Origin of the sequence: Photobacterium sp. MCCC 1A19761 (genome assembly GCF_037389125.1) — a bacterium.
Taxonomy (GTDB): domain Bacteria; phylum Pseudomonadota; class Gammaproteobacteria; order Enterobacterales; family Vibrionaceae; genus Photobacterium.
The window spans coordinates 307110-323534 of record NZ_JAZGTF010000001.1; the positions used below are offsets into that span (position 1 = coordinate 307110).

The window sequence follows — 16425 nt, forward strand, 5'->3', positions numbered from 1 at the left end:
TGTCAGGAAAACTGAAATTCAATCCTTAACTGAGATTGTGCGCCGCGGCAGCGCTTTGTGCAACTGCCACGACACATTTTTCCGGCGACGCCATTTTCCGACGACGCCTCATCCGGCTGACCAGATCTTATTCGCGGCCTGGCAGTTTCTTCCAGGTCACCGTATCACGCAGGTAAACCGGACTGGCATGCTCAGCTGCGACAGCTTCGCCGCGTGCCAGGGCAAACGGTGCCAGGCGGACCATGTCCTGAGAATCCGGATACAGCACTTCACCGGCTTGGCGTTCCAACGGCAATGTCGCCAGTTGTTCCGCGTATGCATCCCAGCCGGTCCCGGCGGTCAGCCACAGGCCCTGGGTTTCCGTCAGCTGTTCACTCAGGCTGGCCGGCTGGATCACCAACTCACGGCCAACAACCTGCCAGTCACCATCGGCCTGACGACGATACTGTCCCCAATACACTTCTCCCATCCGGGCATCAATCGCGGTCAGTACTTGCTCTGCCTGGTGGATCCGGTAAGTCCCCTGCGCCATCGCCGCCAGTGTGGAGATCCCCAGCATCGGCAAATCCGCCCCGAAGGCCAGGCCCTGCGCAATCCCAATCCCAATGCGAACGCCGGTAAAGCTGCCGGGCCCACGACCGAAGGCCAGTGCGTCCAGCTGATTCAGTTTCACGCCGGCTTCAGCCAGTACGGCATCGACCATCGGCAGAATTTTGGTGGTGTGCTCACGCGGGGCATACTCGCAGCGTGAAATAACGGCGTTACCTACCATCAAGGCAACGGAACAATTTTCAGTTGCAGTATCAACTGCAAGGATTTTGGTGCTCATTCAAGCCTCTGAATGCTGGTCTTTACTGTGAACGGCATGATCATGACCATTCACCACAGACAAAAACTGTCCGACACCGTCAACATCCCGGGTTCGTGGGATCGGTGGCAGACTTCTTAAAAAGACTGCGCCGTAAGGGCGCGTCACTAAACGGTTATCGCAAATCACCAGAACCCCTTTGTCCTGCTGATCGCGGATCAGACGCCCCACCCCTTGTTTCAGAGTGATCACGGCATCGGGGACCTGAACCTGCGCGAACGGATCGCCGCCACGCAAGCGACAATCCTCGATCCGCGCTTTGAGCAGCGGGTCGTCCGGCGCCGTAAAAGGCAATTTATCGATAATAACACAGCTCAAGGCCTGGCCTCTAACATCCACCCCTTCCCAAAAAGCGCCGGTGGCAATGAGCAGCGCATTTCCCAGCTCGATATACTCGGCCAACAGTTTCGACTTGGTGGTTTCCCCCTGCACCAGCACCGGTAAATCGAGCACGGCCCGAAACCCTTCGGCCAGATCCCGTACCATCTGGTGCGAGGTACACAGGAAAAAACAGCGGCCCTGGTTGCTTTCAATCACCGGAGCCAGCATCGCGACCAGACGATCCGCAATGCCGAAACTATTGGGTTCAGGTAAAAAACGCGGGACGCACAGCAACGCCTGCTGGGTATAGTCAAACGGGCTTTCCAGGGCAAACTGACGTTTGGGCGTCAGGCCAAGGCGATGACTGAAATGGCTGAAATCATCATCCACCGCCAGGGTTGCCGAGGTGAAAATCCAGGCGCCGGGGTGCTGTTCTATCTGTTCGTGAAATTTTTCAGCCACCGACAAAGGGGTAATATTCAGGCTGAAATGGCGCGGGGTGCATTCATACCAGTAGGAATAGCCGGTGATCGTGGTATCACTCAGCCGGGCCAGTTTGGCCTTGAGCAAGGTCGCCCGCTCAAACGCCGCATCCAGCAGTTGGCTCCGTCCCAGTGCCAGCTTCAGCACTTCATGAGTCAGATCCAGGGCATCATTGAGCCGGGTCAGTTCGCGCTGGATGGCCGGGCTGGTCACGGCTTCACGCCAGTTGCCACGAAATCCGGGCTCGCCCAGCACCAGTCGCATCTCCGAGGCCGCCTGCGACAGGCGATCGGCAGTTTTTTGCAGTTGGCGCATGTCTTTGGCTTCGGTGCGATAGCCAATCTCGACATCTTTGGCCAGTTCCTGCAACTGACGGCTGGTCAGGCTCTGGCCGAAATACTGGCTGGCAATATCCGGGATCTGATGCGCTTCATCGAAAATGAACACTTCCGCTTCAGGGATCAGCTCGCCAAAACCGATTTCCTTGATCGCCAAGTCAGCCAGAAACAGGTGATGGTTGACCACCACCACATCGGCTTCCATCGCTCTGCGCCGGGCTTTGACCACAAAACACTCATCGTAGGACGGACACTCCCGCCCCAGACAGTTATCGTTGGTCGAGGTGATCATCGGCAACACCGGACTGTCTTCCGCCACCGTATCACACTCTCCCAGATCACCGCTATGTGTGGTCGAGGACCAGGTGCGCACTTTCACCAACTGGCTCAGTAGCGTCGGATCGACATGGGTCCCGTGGCTTTCGGTGATTTGGCGGCTGAGGCGATCGAGGCAGAGATAGTTGGCCCGCCCCTTGAGCAATGCCACCCGGCCGGTAAAGCCCAGAGCATTTGCCATTAAGGGCAGATCACGGTGGAACAACTGCTCCTGAAGGTTTTTCGAGCCGGTGGAGATAATGGTTTTCTTGCCGCTGACCAGCGCCGGAACCAGGTACGCGAACGTCTTGCCGGTTCCGGTTCCCGCTTCAACCACCAACTGGGTCTGTGTTTCGATGGCATCCGCCACCGCTTCAGCCATCTCGATTTGGGGCTGGCGCGCCTGAAATCCCGGAATCGCTTTATCCAAAGCGCCCCCGGCGGCAAAAAACTTGGCAATCATAGAGTCAGAATATCGGCTGAATATTGGTTATTTATACAGTGATCGAACTGTCCATTATGCCAACTTTCCTGTCAGGCGACCATCATTAATTCCCCGGGCAAACAAGCAACTTATTCTGTTTCGGCTGCCGGCTCCTCAGCGGATTTTACAATCGCTGATTTGGTCGAATAGACGATCTGCAACAGCTCTTCCTGCTCTTGTTCAGGCACTTCAAACTTGTTGAAGGTCCCCCGCAGCAGCTGAACCATCCGCTGCCACTCCGCCTGCGTGATATTGAGATGGCTATGTGCCTCTTCCATGGAACGCCCGGTATAAGCACACGGTCCCCCGGTTGCCTGACACACCATGGACGTCACATGGTACTTCAAATAAGGTGCCGGGACCGCCTTGCGGGCGGCATCAATCGCCGGGTTGGCGTTGAGGGTATCGTCCACCACCATGACATTGATGAAATCATCGACCACGACGGCGATCGCAGCCAGTCCCCCCAGCCGCTCATACAGGCTTTGCTCTTTCGCATCTTCGGCCGCAACCGGATCGGCCAGTAACAAAGGTCCCAGCAAACAGAGAGGTTTCAGGATTGTTGTTCGTTGAATAGACATAGATAGTCCTCGCAGGTTCGGCTGTCGCCGACAGGCACCAAATCCCTTCGTTCAACATTTATGTTTTGACCCCAAAATCAATCCAAGGTAAATATCAATCATGCTGTTGAGACCATTGACCTTTCGGGGGTCCCAGCGTTTTCGCCTGTAGCCTCCCGAAAGGTACATTGATCTCGTTATACATTTTAGTTCAAGGAAGACCATGGAAAAGAAAACACTACTCACGGACTGCCCGGATGCAATGGGCCTGATCTCGAAAATCACCAACATCTGTTACAAACACCAGCTGAACATCATCCACAACAACGAATTTGTCGATCACACCAATCGTCAGTTCTTTATGCGCACGGAGTTGGAAGGGGTGTTCAATGACGAAACATTTCTGTTTGACCTTGACCGGGCCCTGCCGGAAGGCAGTCACCGTCGCCTGGTGAGCTCAGCGCGCAAGAAAATTGTCATTATGGTCACCAAGGAAGCCCACTGTCTGGGGGATATTCTGGTCAAAGCCTTTGACGGCTCACTGGATGTCGAGATAGCGGCCGTGGTCGGCAATTACGACACCCTGGCACCGCTGGTAGAAAAATTTGAGATCCCCTTCCACCATGTGTGCCACGAAGGCCTCAGCCGGGAAGAGCACGAAGCGGAGCTTCTGGCCGCGGTGGAACAATACCAACCTGATTACGTGGTGCTGGCGAAATACATGCGGATCCTGACGGCTGGATTTGTCGCCCGTTTCCCAAACAGAATCATCAATATCCACCACAGTTTCTTACCCGCTTTCATCGGGGCTAAACCTTACCTGCAGGCTTTTGAGCGCGGGGTGAAAATCATTGGCGCAACCGCCCACTTCGTCACCAATGATCTGGACGAAGGGCCGATCATCACCCAAAACGTGATCCCGGTGGATCATAACTTCAGCGCTGAGGACATGGCCCGTTCCGGGCGGGATGTCGAGAAATCCGTGCTCAGCAAAGCGCTGGGACTGGTACTTGAAGACAAGGTCTTCGTCCACGGTAATCGCACCGTGATCCTGTAATCTGCCGGATACCCGTTCATGTTCAAACCGGACTGGTGCTGATCTCCAGCACCGGCCCGGCCTCCGCCTCACTTCGAAGCGTTATGAATCGCTCGCCTCGCTTTCAATCACGGCTTTGAGTGAGCACGGGTGAAGTTTGATACACACGCCGTCTTTTTTGAACGCGTAAGTCGGATTCGGCAACCGCTCATGCTCCCCCGCCGGTGAGCTGGCTTTCACCTTGATCCCCTTTGCGGCCAGTTCGTCCCACGGCAGCTGCGGGAAAACCTCGTTCAGCGCGACCTTCAGCGCATCGGTGGTGCCGGCCTCAGACGGAATGACAAATTCAATATGCTCCCATCCCTGCTGCGGATACTGCTTCTCTCCCGGATACGGCAGCTCCAGGGCTTCAATGTGCCAGCAGCCGACCTGCAACGGCTGATGAAATCCAATCACAATGATCGGGCGGCCATTGATCTGAGTACAGGACCACTCCTCGCCGTATGCCAGCCAGGCCTGATGCAGTGCCTCCGCCATCTCCCGATCATTGACCCGCAGTGCCAGATGGTCGGCCTGATACGCAGCCAGGGAGAGATTCATCTCCCGAGCCAGCGCTTCAATACGAGCCACAAATTCAGGCAATTGAGCCAACATTTGCTCAGGGTGAAGACCGGCCTCGCGTAACTTCTGCATGATTTTTCTCCAGTTCTGACAGCATTGGATAACGAACGCATAATTATCCATAATTTCCCGGGGTTAGAAACCCAAACCAAGATGACGACAGGCCTTGCCGCTGCTTGATTTGCGCATAATTTTTCCAGGTTTCCCGAAACGAAAAAAAAATCGCTGCCAATGCCTTTTTCGGGTTGCCAAAAGGGCCAAGTTTGTGGGTATTATTAAGGCATTGCAACTGACGTATTCAAGAGACCACCTCTGCTTCCGGAGGGCTATCCCGTCAACAATATTCACGTACCGCCTGCCTGTATACTGAATGCCTCCGGGCATCTCGCGGGTTGCGTGACTATTTTTGACGGTTTTTTGCTTGCTGTCACTCTTGAATACCGTCACGTTTTTGCCTCGCTAATAAGCCCGTACCATTAGCGTACTCAATGATTTAAAGGATAGGCGTGTGAACATTCAAGCTCTAATCAACGATAAAGTTTCTCAGGCACTCGAAGCCGCCGGCGCCCCTGCCGGCAGCCCGGCCGCCGTTCGTCAGTCTGCCAAAGCCCAATTTGGTGATTACCAGGCCAACGGCGTGATGGGTGTGGCCAAGAAGCTCGGTACCAACCCGCGCGAGTTCGCACAGAAAGTGATCGACGTCTTAGATCTTGACGGGATTGCCGACAAAGTCGAAATCGCTGGTCCGGGTTTCATCAATATTTTCCTGAGCAAAACCTGGCTAGCCGAGCAAGGCGAAAAAGCCCTGGCCGATGAGCGCCTGGGTGTGGCCAAAGAAGCGCAACAAACGATTGTCGTTGACTACTCCGCGCCGAACGTTGCGAAAGAAATGCACGTTGGCCACCTGCGCTCCACCATTATCGGGGATGCGGTGGTCCGTACCCTGGAGCACCTGGGCCACAAAGTGATCCGCGCCAACCACATCGGTGACTGGGGTACCCAGTTCGGGATGCTGATTGCCAACCTGGAACGCGTTCAGGCTGAATCCGGTGAAATTTCTATGGAGCTGGCCGATCTGGAAGCCTTCTACCGTGATTCGAAGAAACTGTACGACGAAGATCCTGAGTTTGCCGAACGCGCCCGGAACTACGTGGTGAAACTGCAAGGCGGTGATGCCTACTGCGCTGACATGTGGAAGAAGCTGGTGGATGTCACCATGATCCAAAACCAGCGCAACTACGATCGCCTGAACGTGTCTCTGACCCGTGACGACGTGATGGGTGAGTCGATGTACAACGACATGCTGCCGGGGATCGTTGCGGATCTGAAAGACAAAGGTCTGGCAGTTGAAGATGACGGCGCGCAGGTTGTGTTCCTGGACGAGTACAAAAACAAAGACGGCGAAGCGATGGGTGTGATCATCCAGAAGCGTGACGGCGGCTTCCTGTACACCACCACGGACATCGCGTGTGCTAAGTACCGTTACGAGCAACTGGGTGCGGACCGTGTCCTGTACTTCATTGACTCCCGTCAGCACCAGCACCTGATGCAAGCCTGGACCATCGTACGCAAAGCCGGTTACGTACCGGAAGAGGTCAGCCTGGAGCACCACGCATTCGGGATGATGCTGGGTAAAGACGGCCGCCCGTTCAAGACCCGTGCCGGTGGTACCGTTCGCCTGGCCGATCTGCTGGATGAAGCCGAAGAGCGCGCCACCAAACTGATCGAAGAGAAGAACCCGGAGCTGGATGCCGACGAGAAAACCAAGATCGCGCAAACTGTTGCCATGGCTGCGGTCAAATATTCCGATCTGTCAAAGCACCGCACGACAGACTACATCTTCGACTGGGATAACATGCTGGCCTTCGAGGGCAACACAGCCCCGTACATGCAGTACGCCTATACCCGCGTGGCATCCATCTTCAAGCGTGCCGATATCGCGCTGGCTGATCTGACCCATCCGATCGCGATCAACGAAGAGAAAGAGCAAACGCTGCTGTCGAAGCTGCTGCAATTTGAAGAGGCCGTCCAGACCGTGGCACGCGAAGGCCACCCGCACGTGATGTGTGCATACCTGTTTGAGCTGGCTGGCCTATTCTCCAGCTTCTACGAGGCCTGCCCGATCCTGAACGCTGAAGAAGCCATCAAGCAGAGCCGCCTGAAGCTGGCCATGCTGACTGCCAATACCATCAAGCAAGGCCTGGATCTGCTGGGTATCGAAACCCTGGAACGCATGTAAAATCTGCTACGCTGGTTCAAGAAAGCGCTAATATTTTCTAAAAATTCAAAGCCTTCTAAGGTATCCTTAGGAGGCTTTTTTATACTCTTATCAAAACGACAATAATACTATTCCAGCAAGTGCATATCTGAGCGCACCCGCGAGCAGTGCACCTGCCTGTGTCAATTTGATTGATGATCAGGACACATCCTTGAGCTTCTGATCACTGTGTATACGGTCACCCGCCGTCAGGGGTCAGGATGATCGTCTTCAGAAGACAACGCATTGCGAAAAACGGAATTTAAGGTATGAACAAAGACAGCTTTGTGGAATCAACGGACATCTTAAAAAGAACAGTTCCACTGATGATCAAGCACAAAGTCCCGACCACCCCAACCAACTACGCCCTTTGGTACACCTATACCACACAGCAGCAACCGCAACTGAACCTGGCGCTCGACTTAGGGATCGAAGCTTTGGGTCATTGCCCGCCAAGCCTGTGCGAGAGCCTGTATCAGGAGCACCTGGCCAGTAAAACCGATCGGGATATGGCGCAACTGAAGCAGAGCCTGGCTGCCATGATGCAGGAATTGTCGCATACCATGTCGGATACCTTTTCGGCCACAGAAACATTTCAAGAGATGCTGGATAAGACCTTCAATCAACTCGAGCGTGCCGAGCAAGATGGATTGTCGCTGGAAGCAACCATGAAACTGGTCCGTAATCTGCTGGAAGAGTCACGCCAGATACAGTCTTCGACCGGCTCTTTTCAAGGCCAACTCAGTCAGGCTCAGGAGGAAATTTCCACCCTGCGCCATGCTCTGGCACAGAGCCAGAAAGAAGCCACAGAAGATGCCCTGACCGGACTGTTTAACCGCCGCGCATTCGATCGCGATCTGCTGAGCTACACCCAGGCCAAACAGCCGTACAGCCTGATCCTGCTCGATATTGATAAGTTCAAGGAATTCAATGATGCCTACGGCCACCTCCTGGGCGACCAGGTCCTGAAAGTGGTAGCGCACCGGATCCGCGAGCGCTGCGAAGGACAAGCCCAGTGCTACCGTTTCGGCGGGGAAGAGTTTGCGATCATTTACCCGAACGCCACCCATGACGATGTTCGCCAGTTAGCAGAGACCCTGCGCCGGATGATCGAGATCATTTCCGTGCTCGACAAGAAAACCGGCCAGCGGGTCAAATCAATCACCGCCTCATTCGGCCTGGCGACCCGAAACGCCACCGAACCTTACTTGGCCGTCGTCGAACGGGCCGACAGTTTTCTGAACAAAGCCAAACAGCTGGGCAGAAACCGGGTTCTGCCCCTCAACTGAGCCCTCGATGACAGCCGGGATTCACCTCCGGTGATGACCACCGGCCATCACCGTGAAAGCCATCTACTGCCCAAAGCGTTGCCCACTCGCCTGCAGCCAGTCCAGTTCCTCCTGGGTGGACAGTCGGCCGTGTACCGCATTGCGATGGGGAAAACGTCCGAAACGTTTCACAATCTCATGGTGGCTGACGGCATATTGATAAAAGCCGTCAAAAATCACCGCATGCGCCGGAGAGACCGACTGGCGCAGGCGATCAAAACGAAAGACGGCCTCCTCCTGATCTTCCACCGCTTCCGAGTGTTCCAGCGGCAAATAGAAAAACACCCGCTCAATCGGACGCAAGGACTCATCCTGGTTGCTGGCCAACCCCCGCTTGCAGATCGCCAAAGCCAGCGAATCGTAGCGGAACGCCGCACTCAGACCGCGATAGATGTTGCGCGTGAATTGGTCGAGCAGAATAATCAACGCCAGCGCCCCTCTCGGCTCCTGCGCCCAATGGCTCAACTTACCCAGACCGGCCTGACTCATTAGCGGCTGGAACTTCTCCGAGATGAGGCGATCGGTTTCCTCTCCGCCCTGAAACCAAAGTGAATTCTGGTTATTGACCGTGACTTCTTCATCCAGCTCACCAAACCAAAAATCCAGCACTTCCTGATAATCAGCTGTCATTTCCTTCCCCCTGCATCGACGCTACCTGTCCTTGAGAAATCTTTCAGAACCCCGGTTCGACATCGCTGGCTTGCCCCTGGCTTGTACGAACGGTTTCCCCTATAGTCATGTCACAGCATAACGCAGCCCCTGCTGAGCACGATGGGCAAAGTGTCGGCATGTGAGCCACACAATACATTTAAGGAATCAATTGATGCAGTTTTCACTTCATCCGAGACTGGCCGCAGACACGACTCTGCTGGGCGATTTGCCCTTGTGCCGGGTTTTGTTATCCAAAGAGGCCCTGGGTCCCTGGCTGATCCTGGTCCCGCGCCATGAAGCGCTGACCGAAATTCATCATCTGCCCGAGGCCGATCAGTTTCAGTTAATGCGGGAATCCAGCGCGGTCGCCGCTCTGCTGGAGCAAGATTATCAGGCTGATAAGATTAACGTTGGGGCTCTGGGCAATCTGGTTCCGCAACTGCATGTCCACCATATCGCCCGGTTTAAAACCGATGTGGCCTGGCCCGGGCCGGTTTGGGGGAATACCGACGGCACCCAGCGCAGTGAGGCCGTTCAAACGGCGCTGGCCGAAGAGTTACGGGACGAACTGAGCAGCATTCCCGGATTTACGCCTGCTGCCTGATGGCGTTTTAAGGCGCCCAAAACACAACAAGCAGCCTGTTCAGGCTGCTTGTTGACATGAGACACCCAAATGATGCCTGAACGTTAATGGAGTACCGTAATGGCGAGCTCCCGGGCCGACAGCCAGCGATACCAGACTCCGGCGGCTTCGCGGCAACAAGGCATCCCTTCACAACCACTCAATTCCCGGCTGAGTTTGCCCTTCTTCACCCAGATCTCCAGCATCGCATCCACGCCATCTTCACTGAGCCCGAAGTGCTGTGCCAGCACAGTCCGACTGGTCTTCCCGCGGGGTTCAAGAAACTGCCGCAGCTGTTGCAAAATCATAAAACCACGACCTCCCGCGGCTGCTTGCGCCCCTGAACCTTAAAGGCAATCGCCAGTCCGGCATTGATGGCAGCAAACAGCGCAATCCACAACACGCTGGTGACCGGATGATCGGTAAAGTGGGCCACCTGATACAGCAAGGTTGCACAGGTGTAAGCCAACAGCATGGTCCAGCCAGCAATCAACATCGAGAATTTCTGGCCAAATTCACGTACATACGCCCCCATTGCCGCCACGCATGGTGTGTACAGCAAGATGAACACCAAATACGCCATTGCAGCCGAGCCACTGACAAAGTGAGCCTGGATATTACCAAACAACGATGCATCAACTTCCTGAGCTTCCGCTACGGCATCCAGATCCGTCAGCTCACCGACTTCAATCCCCAGCGGATCGCTGTAGCTGAGATCAGCCAGATTGGCCGGAATAGAAGCCACCGCCTCTTGTAAGCTGCCCAACAGATCGTATTCCGCCTCTTCTTCCGCAGCCGAAGGCGCATACAGGCTGTTCAGGGTCCCGACCACAGCTTCCTTGGCAAAAATACCGGTGATAATCCCGACCGTCGCAGGCCAGTTGTCTTCCTGAATGCCAATCGGTGCCAGCACCGGCGTAACCACTTGCGCCGCCTTGGATAACACGGAATTTTCACTGTCTTCGTTACCAAACGTACCGTCCACGCCCAGCGAGTTCAGGAAGCTCAGACAAGCAACCACCACCACAATCGTCTTCCCGGCACCCAGTACAAAACGTTTCAGTTTCTGCCAGGTTTTGATCCCGACATTGTGCAACGTCGGCAATTCATAATCCGGCATTTCCATAATAAAGCTGGTACTGGTGCCCGGGTAGAGCGTATACCGTAACAATAGCCCCGTGAGTACCGCAGCCAGAATACCGAGTACATATAAACCGAACACTACATTCTGGCCGTTTTCCGGGAAGAAAGCAGCTGCAAACAGGGCATAGACCGGCAAACGGGCACCGCAGGACATGAAAGGTGCCATGGCCGCCGCCAGTTTACGCTCGCGCTCCTGCTCCAGGGTCCGGGTTGCCATGATCGCCGGCACATTACAGCCAAAGCCCAGTACCAGCGGCACAAATGCCTTACCCGGCAGGCCCACCTGCTGCATCACTTTATCCAGTACAAATGCTGCCCGCGCCATGTAGCCGGAGCTTTCCAGTAACGCCATAAACAGATACAGGCAGGCAATAACCGGAATGAAGGTCGCCACCGTCTGAATACCACCGCCGATACCATCGGCAATAATCGTCACCAACCAGACCGGCAGGTGTCCGTCCAGCAGGTAATGACCGCCGTCGACCAGGACCGCGCCGACACTGATATCGAAAAAGTCGATAAAGGCGCTACCGATATTGATCGAGAACATAAACATCAGGTACATCACGACAAAGAAGAACGGGATCCCGAACGCCCGATGCAACAAGACCCGATCGATGCGATCGCTGACACTGCGGCTGAGTTTGCCTTCCTGGCGGCGAACACGCTGACACAGCTGATGTAAAAAACTGTACCGGACATCGGCAACCTGGACATCAATATCCACATCCACCAGCAGGGTATTGCGGACATTACAGGCCTGATCCTGCTCACTAGGTGACAGGCGCTTGAGCACCAAGGTATCCTGCTCCAGCAAGCGAATGGCCTGAGCACGCGCATTCACGACGCCATCAGCAAACAACGGCGTTAACTGCCCAACCGCCTGCTCCATTACCTCACCGTAATGCAAGGCCAGAGGCTGCAACGAAAAGCCTTGCTGCAACAGTTGGTGCAAGTTCGCTTTCAGCGTTTTTACCTGCGCTTTGTCATTGGCCGACAGGGCAAACACCGGACAACCCAGCGCTTTCTCCAGCGCTTTCAGATCTATACACTGGCGTTGGCGGGCCAGGACATCCATTTTGTTCAGCACCACAACCATCGGCCGGCCGAGTTCCCGCAATTGCAAGGTGGTATAAAGGCTACGTTCCAGGCACGCAGCATCGACCACATTGATCACCAAGTCGGCCGGAAGCGCCATCAGCGCACGACACGCAATGGCTTCGTCCGGACTGTTGACGTCATTGCCGCTGTCGAGGTTATAAATCCCCGGCATGTCCGTCAGCGAGTACGACTGACTGGCATGCTCATAGTGACCATTCTTTTTCTCAACGGTGACCCCGGCCCAGTTACCGACTTGCTGCTTCGCCCCGGTCAGGCCATTAAATAATGTGGTTTTACCGCTGTTCGGATTGCCCACCGTCAACATCTGAAAAGTCATGACAGCACCTCCACATCAATTGCCGCAGCGATCTGCTTCCGCAAAGCCATATCCACACCGCGTACCCGAACCTGCAGCGGATCGCCCAGCGGCGCCAGACGCACAACCGTAACCTCCGTATTCGGCAGCATCCCCATGACCATCAATTTTTTTCGGGTTGCTGTCGGCAAGGCAGACATTGCCGTCACCCTCCCGCTTTTCCCGCATGACAACTCTGACAGTTTCATATTCACGCCACACCTTATTGATAATTGTTTTCATTACTAATTACGATTTTACAGTTTGAAGCATGTCGAGCTTTGTCTTACGTCAATAAATCATCACGATATCAATAAATAACCGCGTAAATCATATGGAATTTACATAACGTGCAGATGAGCTCTGACCCGGAAGCCGGCTCTGAGCCTGAAAACTTTATCGAGGGGCAGCGACGAATTAAACCGTCACCAAGACGGGAAGTCGTTGTTCAACGAGATCGAGGGCTGCGACCGGATCCAGCGGCTTGGTCAGTTCGCAGTAACGGGAAACAGCAGGTTGTTCCTGTCGACGGTGATCGGACGGATCAACCAGCAGGATGAAGTGGTAATCGGCTTCAGGCATCTCCTGGGACAGGCGATCCCAGACCACGTCGCCACGCAAGCCCGGGATATCCTGATCGCAAATCACTAGTTGCGGACAATGATGCTTGGCCAGGATCACAGCCTCATAGCCATCATGGGCCTCCAGACAAGAATAAGCCTGGAGGAGCGCCGTCAGGCAGGCAAGCACCTCGGGTTCGGACGACACAATCAGAATTTGAGGCGCACTGGATGCAGAAGTGGCCACGGAAACCGGTGCCTGCGATGGTGCGGCTGTCTGCTGATACAGGGGTAAACTGAGGATGAACTCGCTGCCGATCCCCTGGTAACTGATCACGGAAACATCACCGCCGTAGGTCTCCGCCAGCTGCTTCACCGTACTGAGCCCTAAGCCAAACCCCGAGGCCGGATCCGCCGCGTCCGGACGTGGGGGTTGCGTTTCCTGGCTGTAACTGTCGAAGACTTTCTCTTTGAGGGTTTCGGACATCCCGCTGCCGGTGTCGCTGACCGAGAGGACCAGCCGCTCTCCCCGGGTTTTCACCACCACGCTGATCGTTCCCTGATGCGGAGTATATTTCAGCGCATTCGACAACAAATTCCCCAGCATGATCTCCAGATGAAAAGGAGCAATTTTCACACTCGCGCCCCGGGTCTCATCTTCCAGTGACATCGCGATCTGCTTACGCTCAGCCTCATACTGCCAGCTCATACAACACGCCTTGATCACCGGTGTGATCAACTGGACACAGATATGCTCCGGCGTCACAAATGCCTTGGTATCACGCTTAAGCAATTCCTCCACCAAGTGAAGCGAATGTTCAATCCGCTGCGTCGCCACAAGCAGCGTTTGAGCTCCTTCCCCGGATTTGCTGGCCTGTATTTGCGGCATTATGTCCTGGATCAAGGTAAACGGTGTGCTCAGCTCCTGATGCAACTGGGCCATGAAATTTTGCCGCATTTGCAAAATTTGTTTTAAATGCAGGTTGCTGGCATACAAGTGTTTTTTCTCAAGTTCAACTTGAGCGGTATTCCGGAACACCGACTGCTGCACCGCCAGTTGCTCCCGTTGTTTTACCCGGAGCCGCCAGAGGGTCAACCCTAAAATCAGCAGAATCGGACCGGCAACCGCCAGCGTTACCAACAACGGCGAGATAAACCAAGGGGGTTGGACCCGAAACGGTAGTTCCACCATGACGGCACCGGATGTACCGGTCCCGGCCAAGCGGACCTGCAGATGGTAAGTCCCTGCATCCAGTTGTTCAAAGTGAAGCATGGAATCATGAAACGACCGCCAGGATTCTTCTGAACTGCCCAGCAGGCGATACTGCAATTGACGCATCCCGGAAAAAGGTAACACCCCGACACGGATACTGAGGGAGGCTCCCTGCTGCAGTTCAAGGGCAGGTGCCGTGGCCCCGCCCTGCCGGACCAATTGGTGATCAATATAGATTTCACTCATGATCACCGAAATGAGCTTTTGACTGGCATCCAAGAGCTTGCCCGGCTCCACCCTCATCAGGCCGTTCCGGCCACCGATCAGCAAGGCACCTGAACGCAGCCGCTGGCAGGTCGGCGTATAGAACTCGGAACTAATCAGACCGACGGGCGGGCGCAATTGCTGCTGCAATACACCGGAAAAGGCAACGGACAAGATCCCCTGACTCGACACAATCCAATTGCCGCCATTCCCGCCGATCATACAGAACAGGCGGGCATGCTGGCCATTGAGCTGCGCCGGTTTCAGCAAAAGGGGCTGACGACTCTCAAGATATTGCAGACTGTGGTTATTCACCACCCACAGCCGGGCCAGCTTATCTTCAAACATTTCAGTCACCCCACCCTGAGCCTTGGCAGAGGACACCACTTGCAGGCGACCGGCATCAAACCGATACAAAGCATAATCCGTCCCGACCCAGATTTGCTTCTGGCGATCTTCAAACAGGGTAGTGATCAGCTCACTGCCGTGCGGGGCCTGAATCCAGTGGTGGCCGAATGCATTGACCTCCCCGGAGTCCGGCCAGTAACGATAAAGCCGCGACTGCTTACCGATCCAGACCGAATTGAAGTGATCCACCAGCAAATTGGTAATTGCGCCGGGCCGTACCCGACTTGGCAGCGCAACCGGCGACCAGGTATGCGTGGCCACGGCATAGGCCAGTAACCTCTCGTCGGCAGCAAGCCACAACGTGCCGTCACGGTAGGCCAAGTGTTGGATGGGACCGAGTTGCGGCAGATGGCGGATCTCTTCCAGCTGGGCGTTCAACACCACCAGCCCGTTGTCACTGGCGAGCCAAATCGACCCATCGGCCAGCTCGACCATGTCATTGATCTGACTGGCCGGGAGCGCATCCGGCCCGGCCCCGTACGGGCGCAGCTTGAAGATATCCACCTTGGAGGACGAGTAATTCAACCCCTGGTTGGTCCCGACCCACAACCCATCACGGTTGTTGGCCTGCAAGGCCGTGATGTGATTACCGTGAAGCGACATCAGATCACGGCTCCGGGGCTGGAAATGATTCAGCATCTGCCCCTGAAGATCCAGTAAGCGAAGCCCGTCGAGCGTTCCGACCCACAATCCGGCTGAGGTCTCGCTGATTGCGGAAATCGATAAATTATCGAGCCTGATATGTTGGCGGGACTGCTCATGTTGAGTATTGCGCGACAAATAGAGACCGCGCTGGGTGCCGAACCACAACTGTTGCCGGCTATCGGTGAACACCGCAGTCACCTTTTGCTCCGGATACAGCACAGCGTCTGAGAACTGACGCTCGGTGAACTCATAAGCCCCTTTTTCCGCGGCAATAAACAACGACTGCCCCGAACTAAACAGTCCGGTCACCGTTTCAATATTCGGATAGGGATAAAACGTTGCGCGCCCAATCGGTCGCTGAATCGCCACCAGACCTTCCTGACCGGCAAACCAGGCCGTGTCCCCCTGGACTTCAACAAACCGTATATTACTGTGGGTGATCGGTAAACGAAGTAATTGCAGCGTTGCCGGGGAGAACGCATAACCTGCCCCGTCAATCACTAACCACAGTGTCTGCGCCACCATCGCAACATCTTTAACGCCGATGATTGGCTGGCCATTCGCATCTGTCACATTCTTCAGCGCACGGCCATCATAAAACAGCAGCTCGCCCCGGACATCCAGGATCCACAGCCCGCCTGCCGGATTATTGAACATTTTGACCGGCGTGACAAAGCTGCCACCGTCCTGATAAGGCAGCGGATAAAACACATGCTCGGTGTCCGGTTGCGCTACAGCAGCACAGCTGTAGGTCCACACAGACAACCACAAAAACAAGGTGACCAGGGCGTTTATCATGCGAAGAAAATGCTAATACCGCGAACGCGTGTACATCGTTCGCCCATTATGCAG

At 55.1% G+C, this 16425-nt stretch carries 13 protein-coding genes; 4 read left to right on the forward strand and 9 right to left on the reverse strand.

From position 1 onward, the window contains the following. Nucleotides 1-127 precede the first annotated feature (127 nt). From tsaB to VV869_RS01355, 3 genes are all read right to left on the reverse strand, one after another. Entirely contained in the window at nucleotides 128-829 is a 702-nt protein-coding gene (gene tsaB, locus VV869_RS01345) for a tRNA (adenosine(37)-N6)-threonylcarbamoyltransferase complex dimerization subunit type 1 TsaB (protein WP_337733225.1), read from the reverse strand. Then, on the reverse strand, nucleotides 830-2788 hold the full coding sequence (locus VV869_RS01350) for an ATP-dependent DNA helicase (RefSeq protein ID WP_337733226.1): 1959 nt from the start codon (nucleotides 2786-2788) through the stop codon (nucleotides 830-832). A 110-nt stretch (nucleotides 2789-2898) separates the two neighbouring features. Beyond that, nucleotides 2899-3390, reverse strand: a complete 492-nt coding sequence (locus VV869_RS01355) for a group I truncated hemoglobin (protein WP_337733227.1) — start codon at nucleotides 3388-3390, stop codon at nucleotides 2899-2901. A gap of 202 nt (nucleotides 3391-3592) precedes the next feature. Here VV869_RS01355 and purU point away from each other — a divergent pair, with 202 nt between their 5' ends. Next, complete coding sequence (purU, locus tag VV869_RS01360; protein WP_337733228.1) at nucleotides 3593-4426, forward strand: formyltetrahydrofolate deformylase; 834 nt, start codon at nucleotides 3593-3595, stop codon at nucleotides 4424-4426. A gap of 81 nt (nucleotides 4427-4507) precedes the next feature. On the opposite strand, the gene VV869_RS01365 is transcribed toward purU, so the two are convergent. Beyond that, on the reverse strand, nucleotides 4508-5101 hold the full coding sequence (locus VV869_RS01365; RefSeq protein ID WP_337733458.1) for a VOC family protein: 594 nt from the start codon (nucleotides 5099-5101) through the stop codon (nucleotides 4508-4510). Between the two features lie 433 nt (nucleotides 5102-5534). On the opposite strand from VV869_RS01365, the gene argS reads away from it, so the two are divergent. Then, nucleotides 5535-7265, forward strand: coding sequence for an arginine--tRNA ligase (argS, locus tag VV869_RS01370; RefSeq protein ID WP_337733229.1), 1731 nt, complete (start codon nucleotides 5535-5537; stop codon nucleotides 7263-7265). 344 nt (nucleotides 7266-7609) lie between these two features. Further along, on the forward strand, nucleotides 7610-8572 hold the full coding sequence (locus VV869_RS01375) for a GGDEF domain-containing protein (RefSeq protein ID WP_337733230.1): 963 nt from the start codon (nucleotides 7610-7612) through the stop codon (nucleotides 8570-8572). A 63-nt stretch (nucleotides 8573-8635) separates the two neighbouring features. Here VV869_RS01375 and VV869_RS01380 read toward each other — a convergent pair whose 3' ends face one another. Further along, on the reverse strand, nucleotides 8636-9241 hold the full coding sequence (locus VV869_RS01380; protein ID WP_337733231.1) for a DUF924 family protein: 606 nt from the start codon (nucleotides 9239-9241) through the stop codon (nucleotides 8636-8638). A gap of 193 nt (nucleotides 9242-9434) precedes the next feature. Here VV869_RS01380 and VV869_RS01385 point away from each other — a divergent pair, with 193 nt between their 5' ends. Continuing rightward, on the forward strand, nucleotides 9435-9866 hold the full coding sequence (locus VV869_RS01385; protein ID WP_337733232.1) for an HIT family protein: 432 nt from the start codon (nucleotides 9435-9437) through the stop codon (nucleotides 9864-9866). A gap of 83 nt (nucleotides 9867-9949) precedes the next feature. On the opposite strand, the gene VV869_RS01390 is transcribed toward VV869_RS01385, so the two are convergent. The 4 genes from VV869_RS01390 to VV869_RS01405 form a co-directional block, all read right to left on the reverse strand. Next, the gene (locus tag VV869_RS01390) at nucleotides 9950-10192 is read right to left on the reverse strand and encodes a FeoC-like transcriptional regulator (protein WP_337733233.1); all 243 of its coding nucleotides are present in this window, start codon (nucleotides 10190-10192) and stop codon (nucleotides 9950-9952) included. Beyond that, a complete protein-coding gene (feoB, locus tag VV869_RS01395) occupies nucleotides 10189-12465 on the reverse strand; it encodes a Fe(2+) transporter permease subunit FeoB (RefSeq protein WP_337733234.1) in 2277 nt (758 codons plus the stop codon). Before feoB ends, VV869_RS01390 begins: the two co-directional genes overlap by 4 nt. Next, on the reverse strand, nucleotides 12462-12692 hold the full coding sequence (locus tag VV869_RS01400) for a FeoA family protein (protein ID WP_337733235.1): 231 nt from the start codon (nucleotides 12690-12692) through the stop codon (nucleotides 12462-12464). Before VV869_RS01400 ends, feoB begins: the two co-directional genes overlap by 4 nt. A 208-nt stretch (nucleotides 12693-12900) precedes the next feature. Next, complete coding sequence (locus VV869_RS01405) at nucleotides 12901-16371, reverse strand: ATP-binding protein (protein ID WP_337733236.1); 3471 nt, start codon at nucleotides 16369-16371, stop codon at nucleotides 12901-12903. Between the last annotated feature and the right edge of the window lie 54 nt (nucleotides 16372-16425).

Bases quoted from the DNA above. Each gene is read 5' to 3' on its own strand.
- tsaB (WP_337733225.1), bottom strand. From the start codon at position 829: ATGAGCACCAAAATCCTTGCAGTTGATACTGCAACTGAAAATTGTTCC.
- VV869_RS01350 (WP_337733226.1), bottom strand. From the start codon at position 2,788: ATGATTGCCAAGTTTTTTGCCGCCGGGGGCGCTTTGGATAAAGCGATT.
- VV869_RS01355 (WP_337733227.1), bottom strand. From the start codon at position 3,390: ATGTCTATTCAACGAACAACAATCCTGAAACCTCTCTGTTTGCTGGGA.
- purU (WP_337733228.1), top strand. From the start codon at position 3,593: ATGGAAAAGAAAACACTACTCACGGACTGCCCGGATGCAATGGGCCTG.
- VV869_RS01375 (WP_337733230.1), top strand. From the start codon at position 7,610: ATGATCAAGCACAAAGTCCCGACCACCCCAACCAACTACGCCCTTTGG.
- VV869_RS01380 (WP_337733231.1), bottom strand. From the start codon at position 9,241: ATGACAGCTGATTATCAGGAAGTGCTGGATTTTTGGTTTGGTGAGCTG.
- VV869_RS01385 (WP_337733232.1), top strand. From the start codon at position 9,435: ATGCAGTTTTCACTTCATCCGAGACTGGCCGCAGACACGACTCTGCTG.
- VV869_RS01390 (WP_337733233.1), bottom strand. From the start codon at position 10,192: ATGATTTTGCAACAGCTGCGGCAGTTTCTTGAACCCCGCGGGAAGACC.
- feoB (WP_337733234.1), bottom strand. From the start codon at position 12,465: ATGACTTTTCAGATGTTGACGGTGGGCAATCCGAACAGCGGTAAAACC.
- VV869_RS01400 (WP_337733235.1), bottom strand. From the start codon at position 12,692: ATGAAACTGTCAGAGTTGTCATGCGGGAAAAGCGGGAGGGTGACGGCA.
- VV869_RS01405 (WP_337733236.1), bottom strand. From the start codon at position 16,371: ATGATAAACGCCCTGGTCACCTTGTTTTTGTGGTTGTCTGTGTGGACC.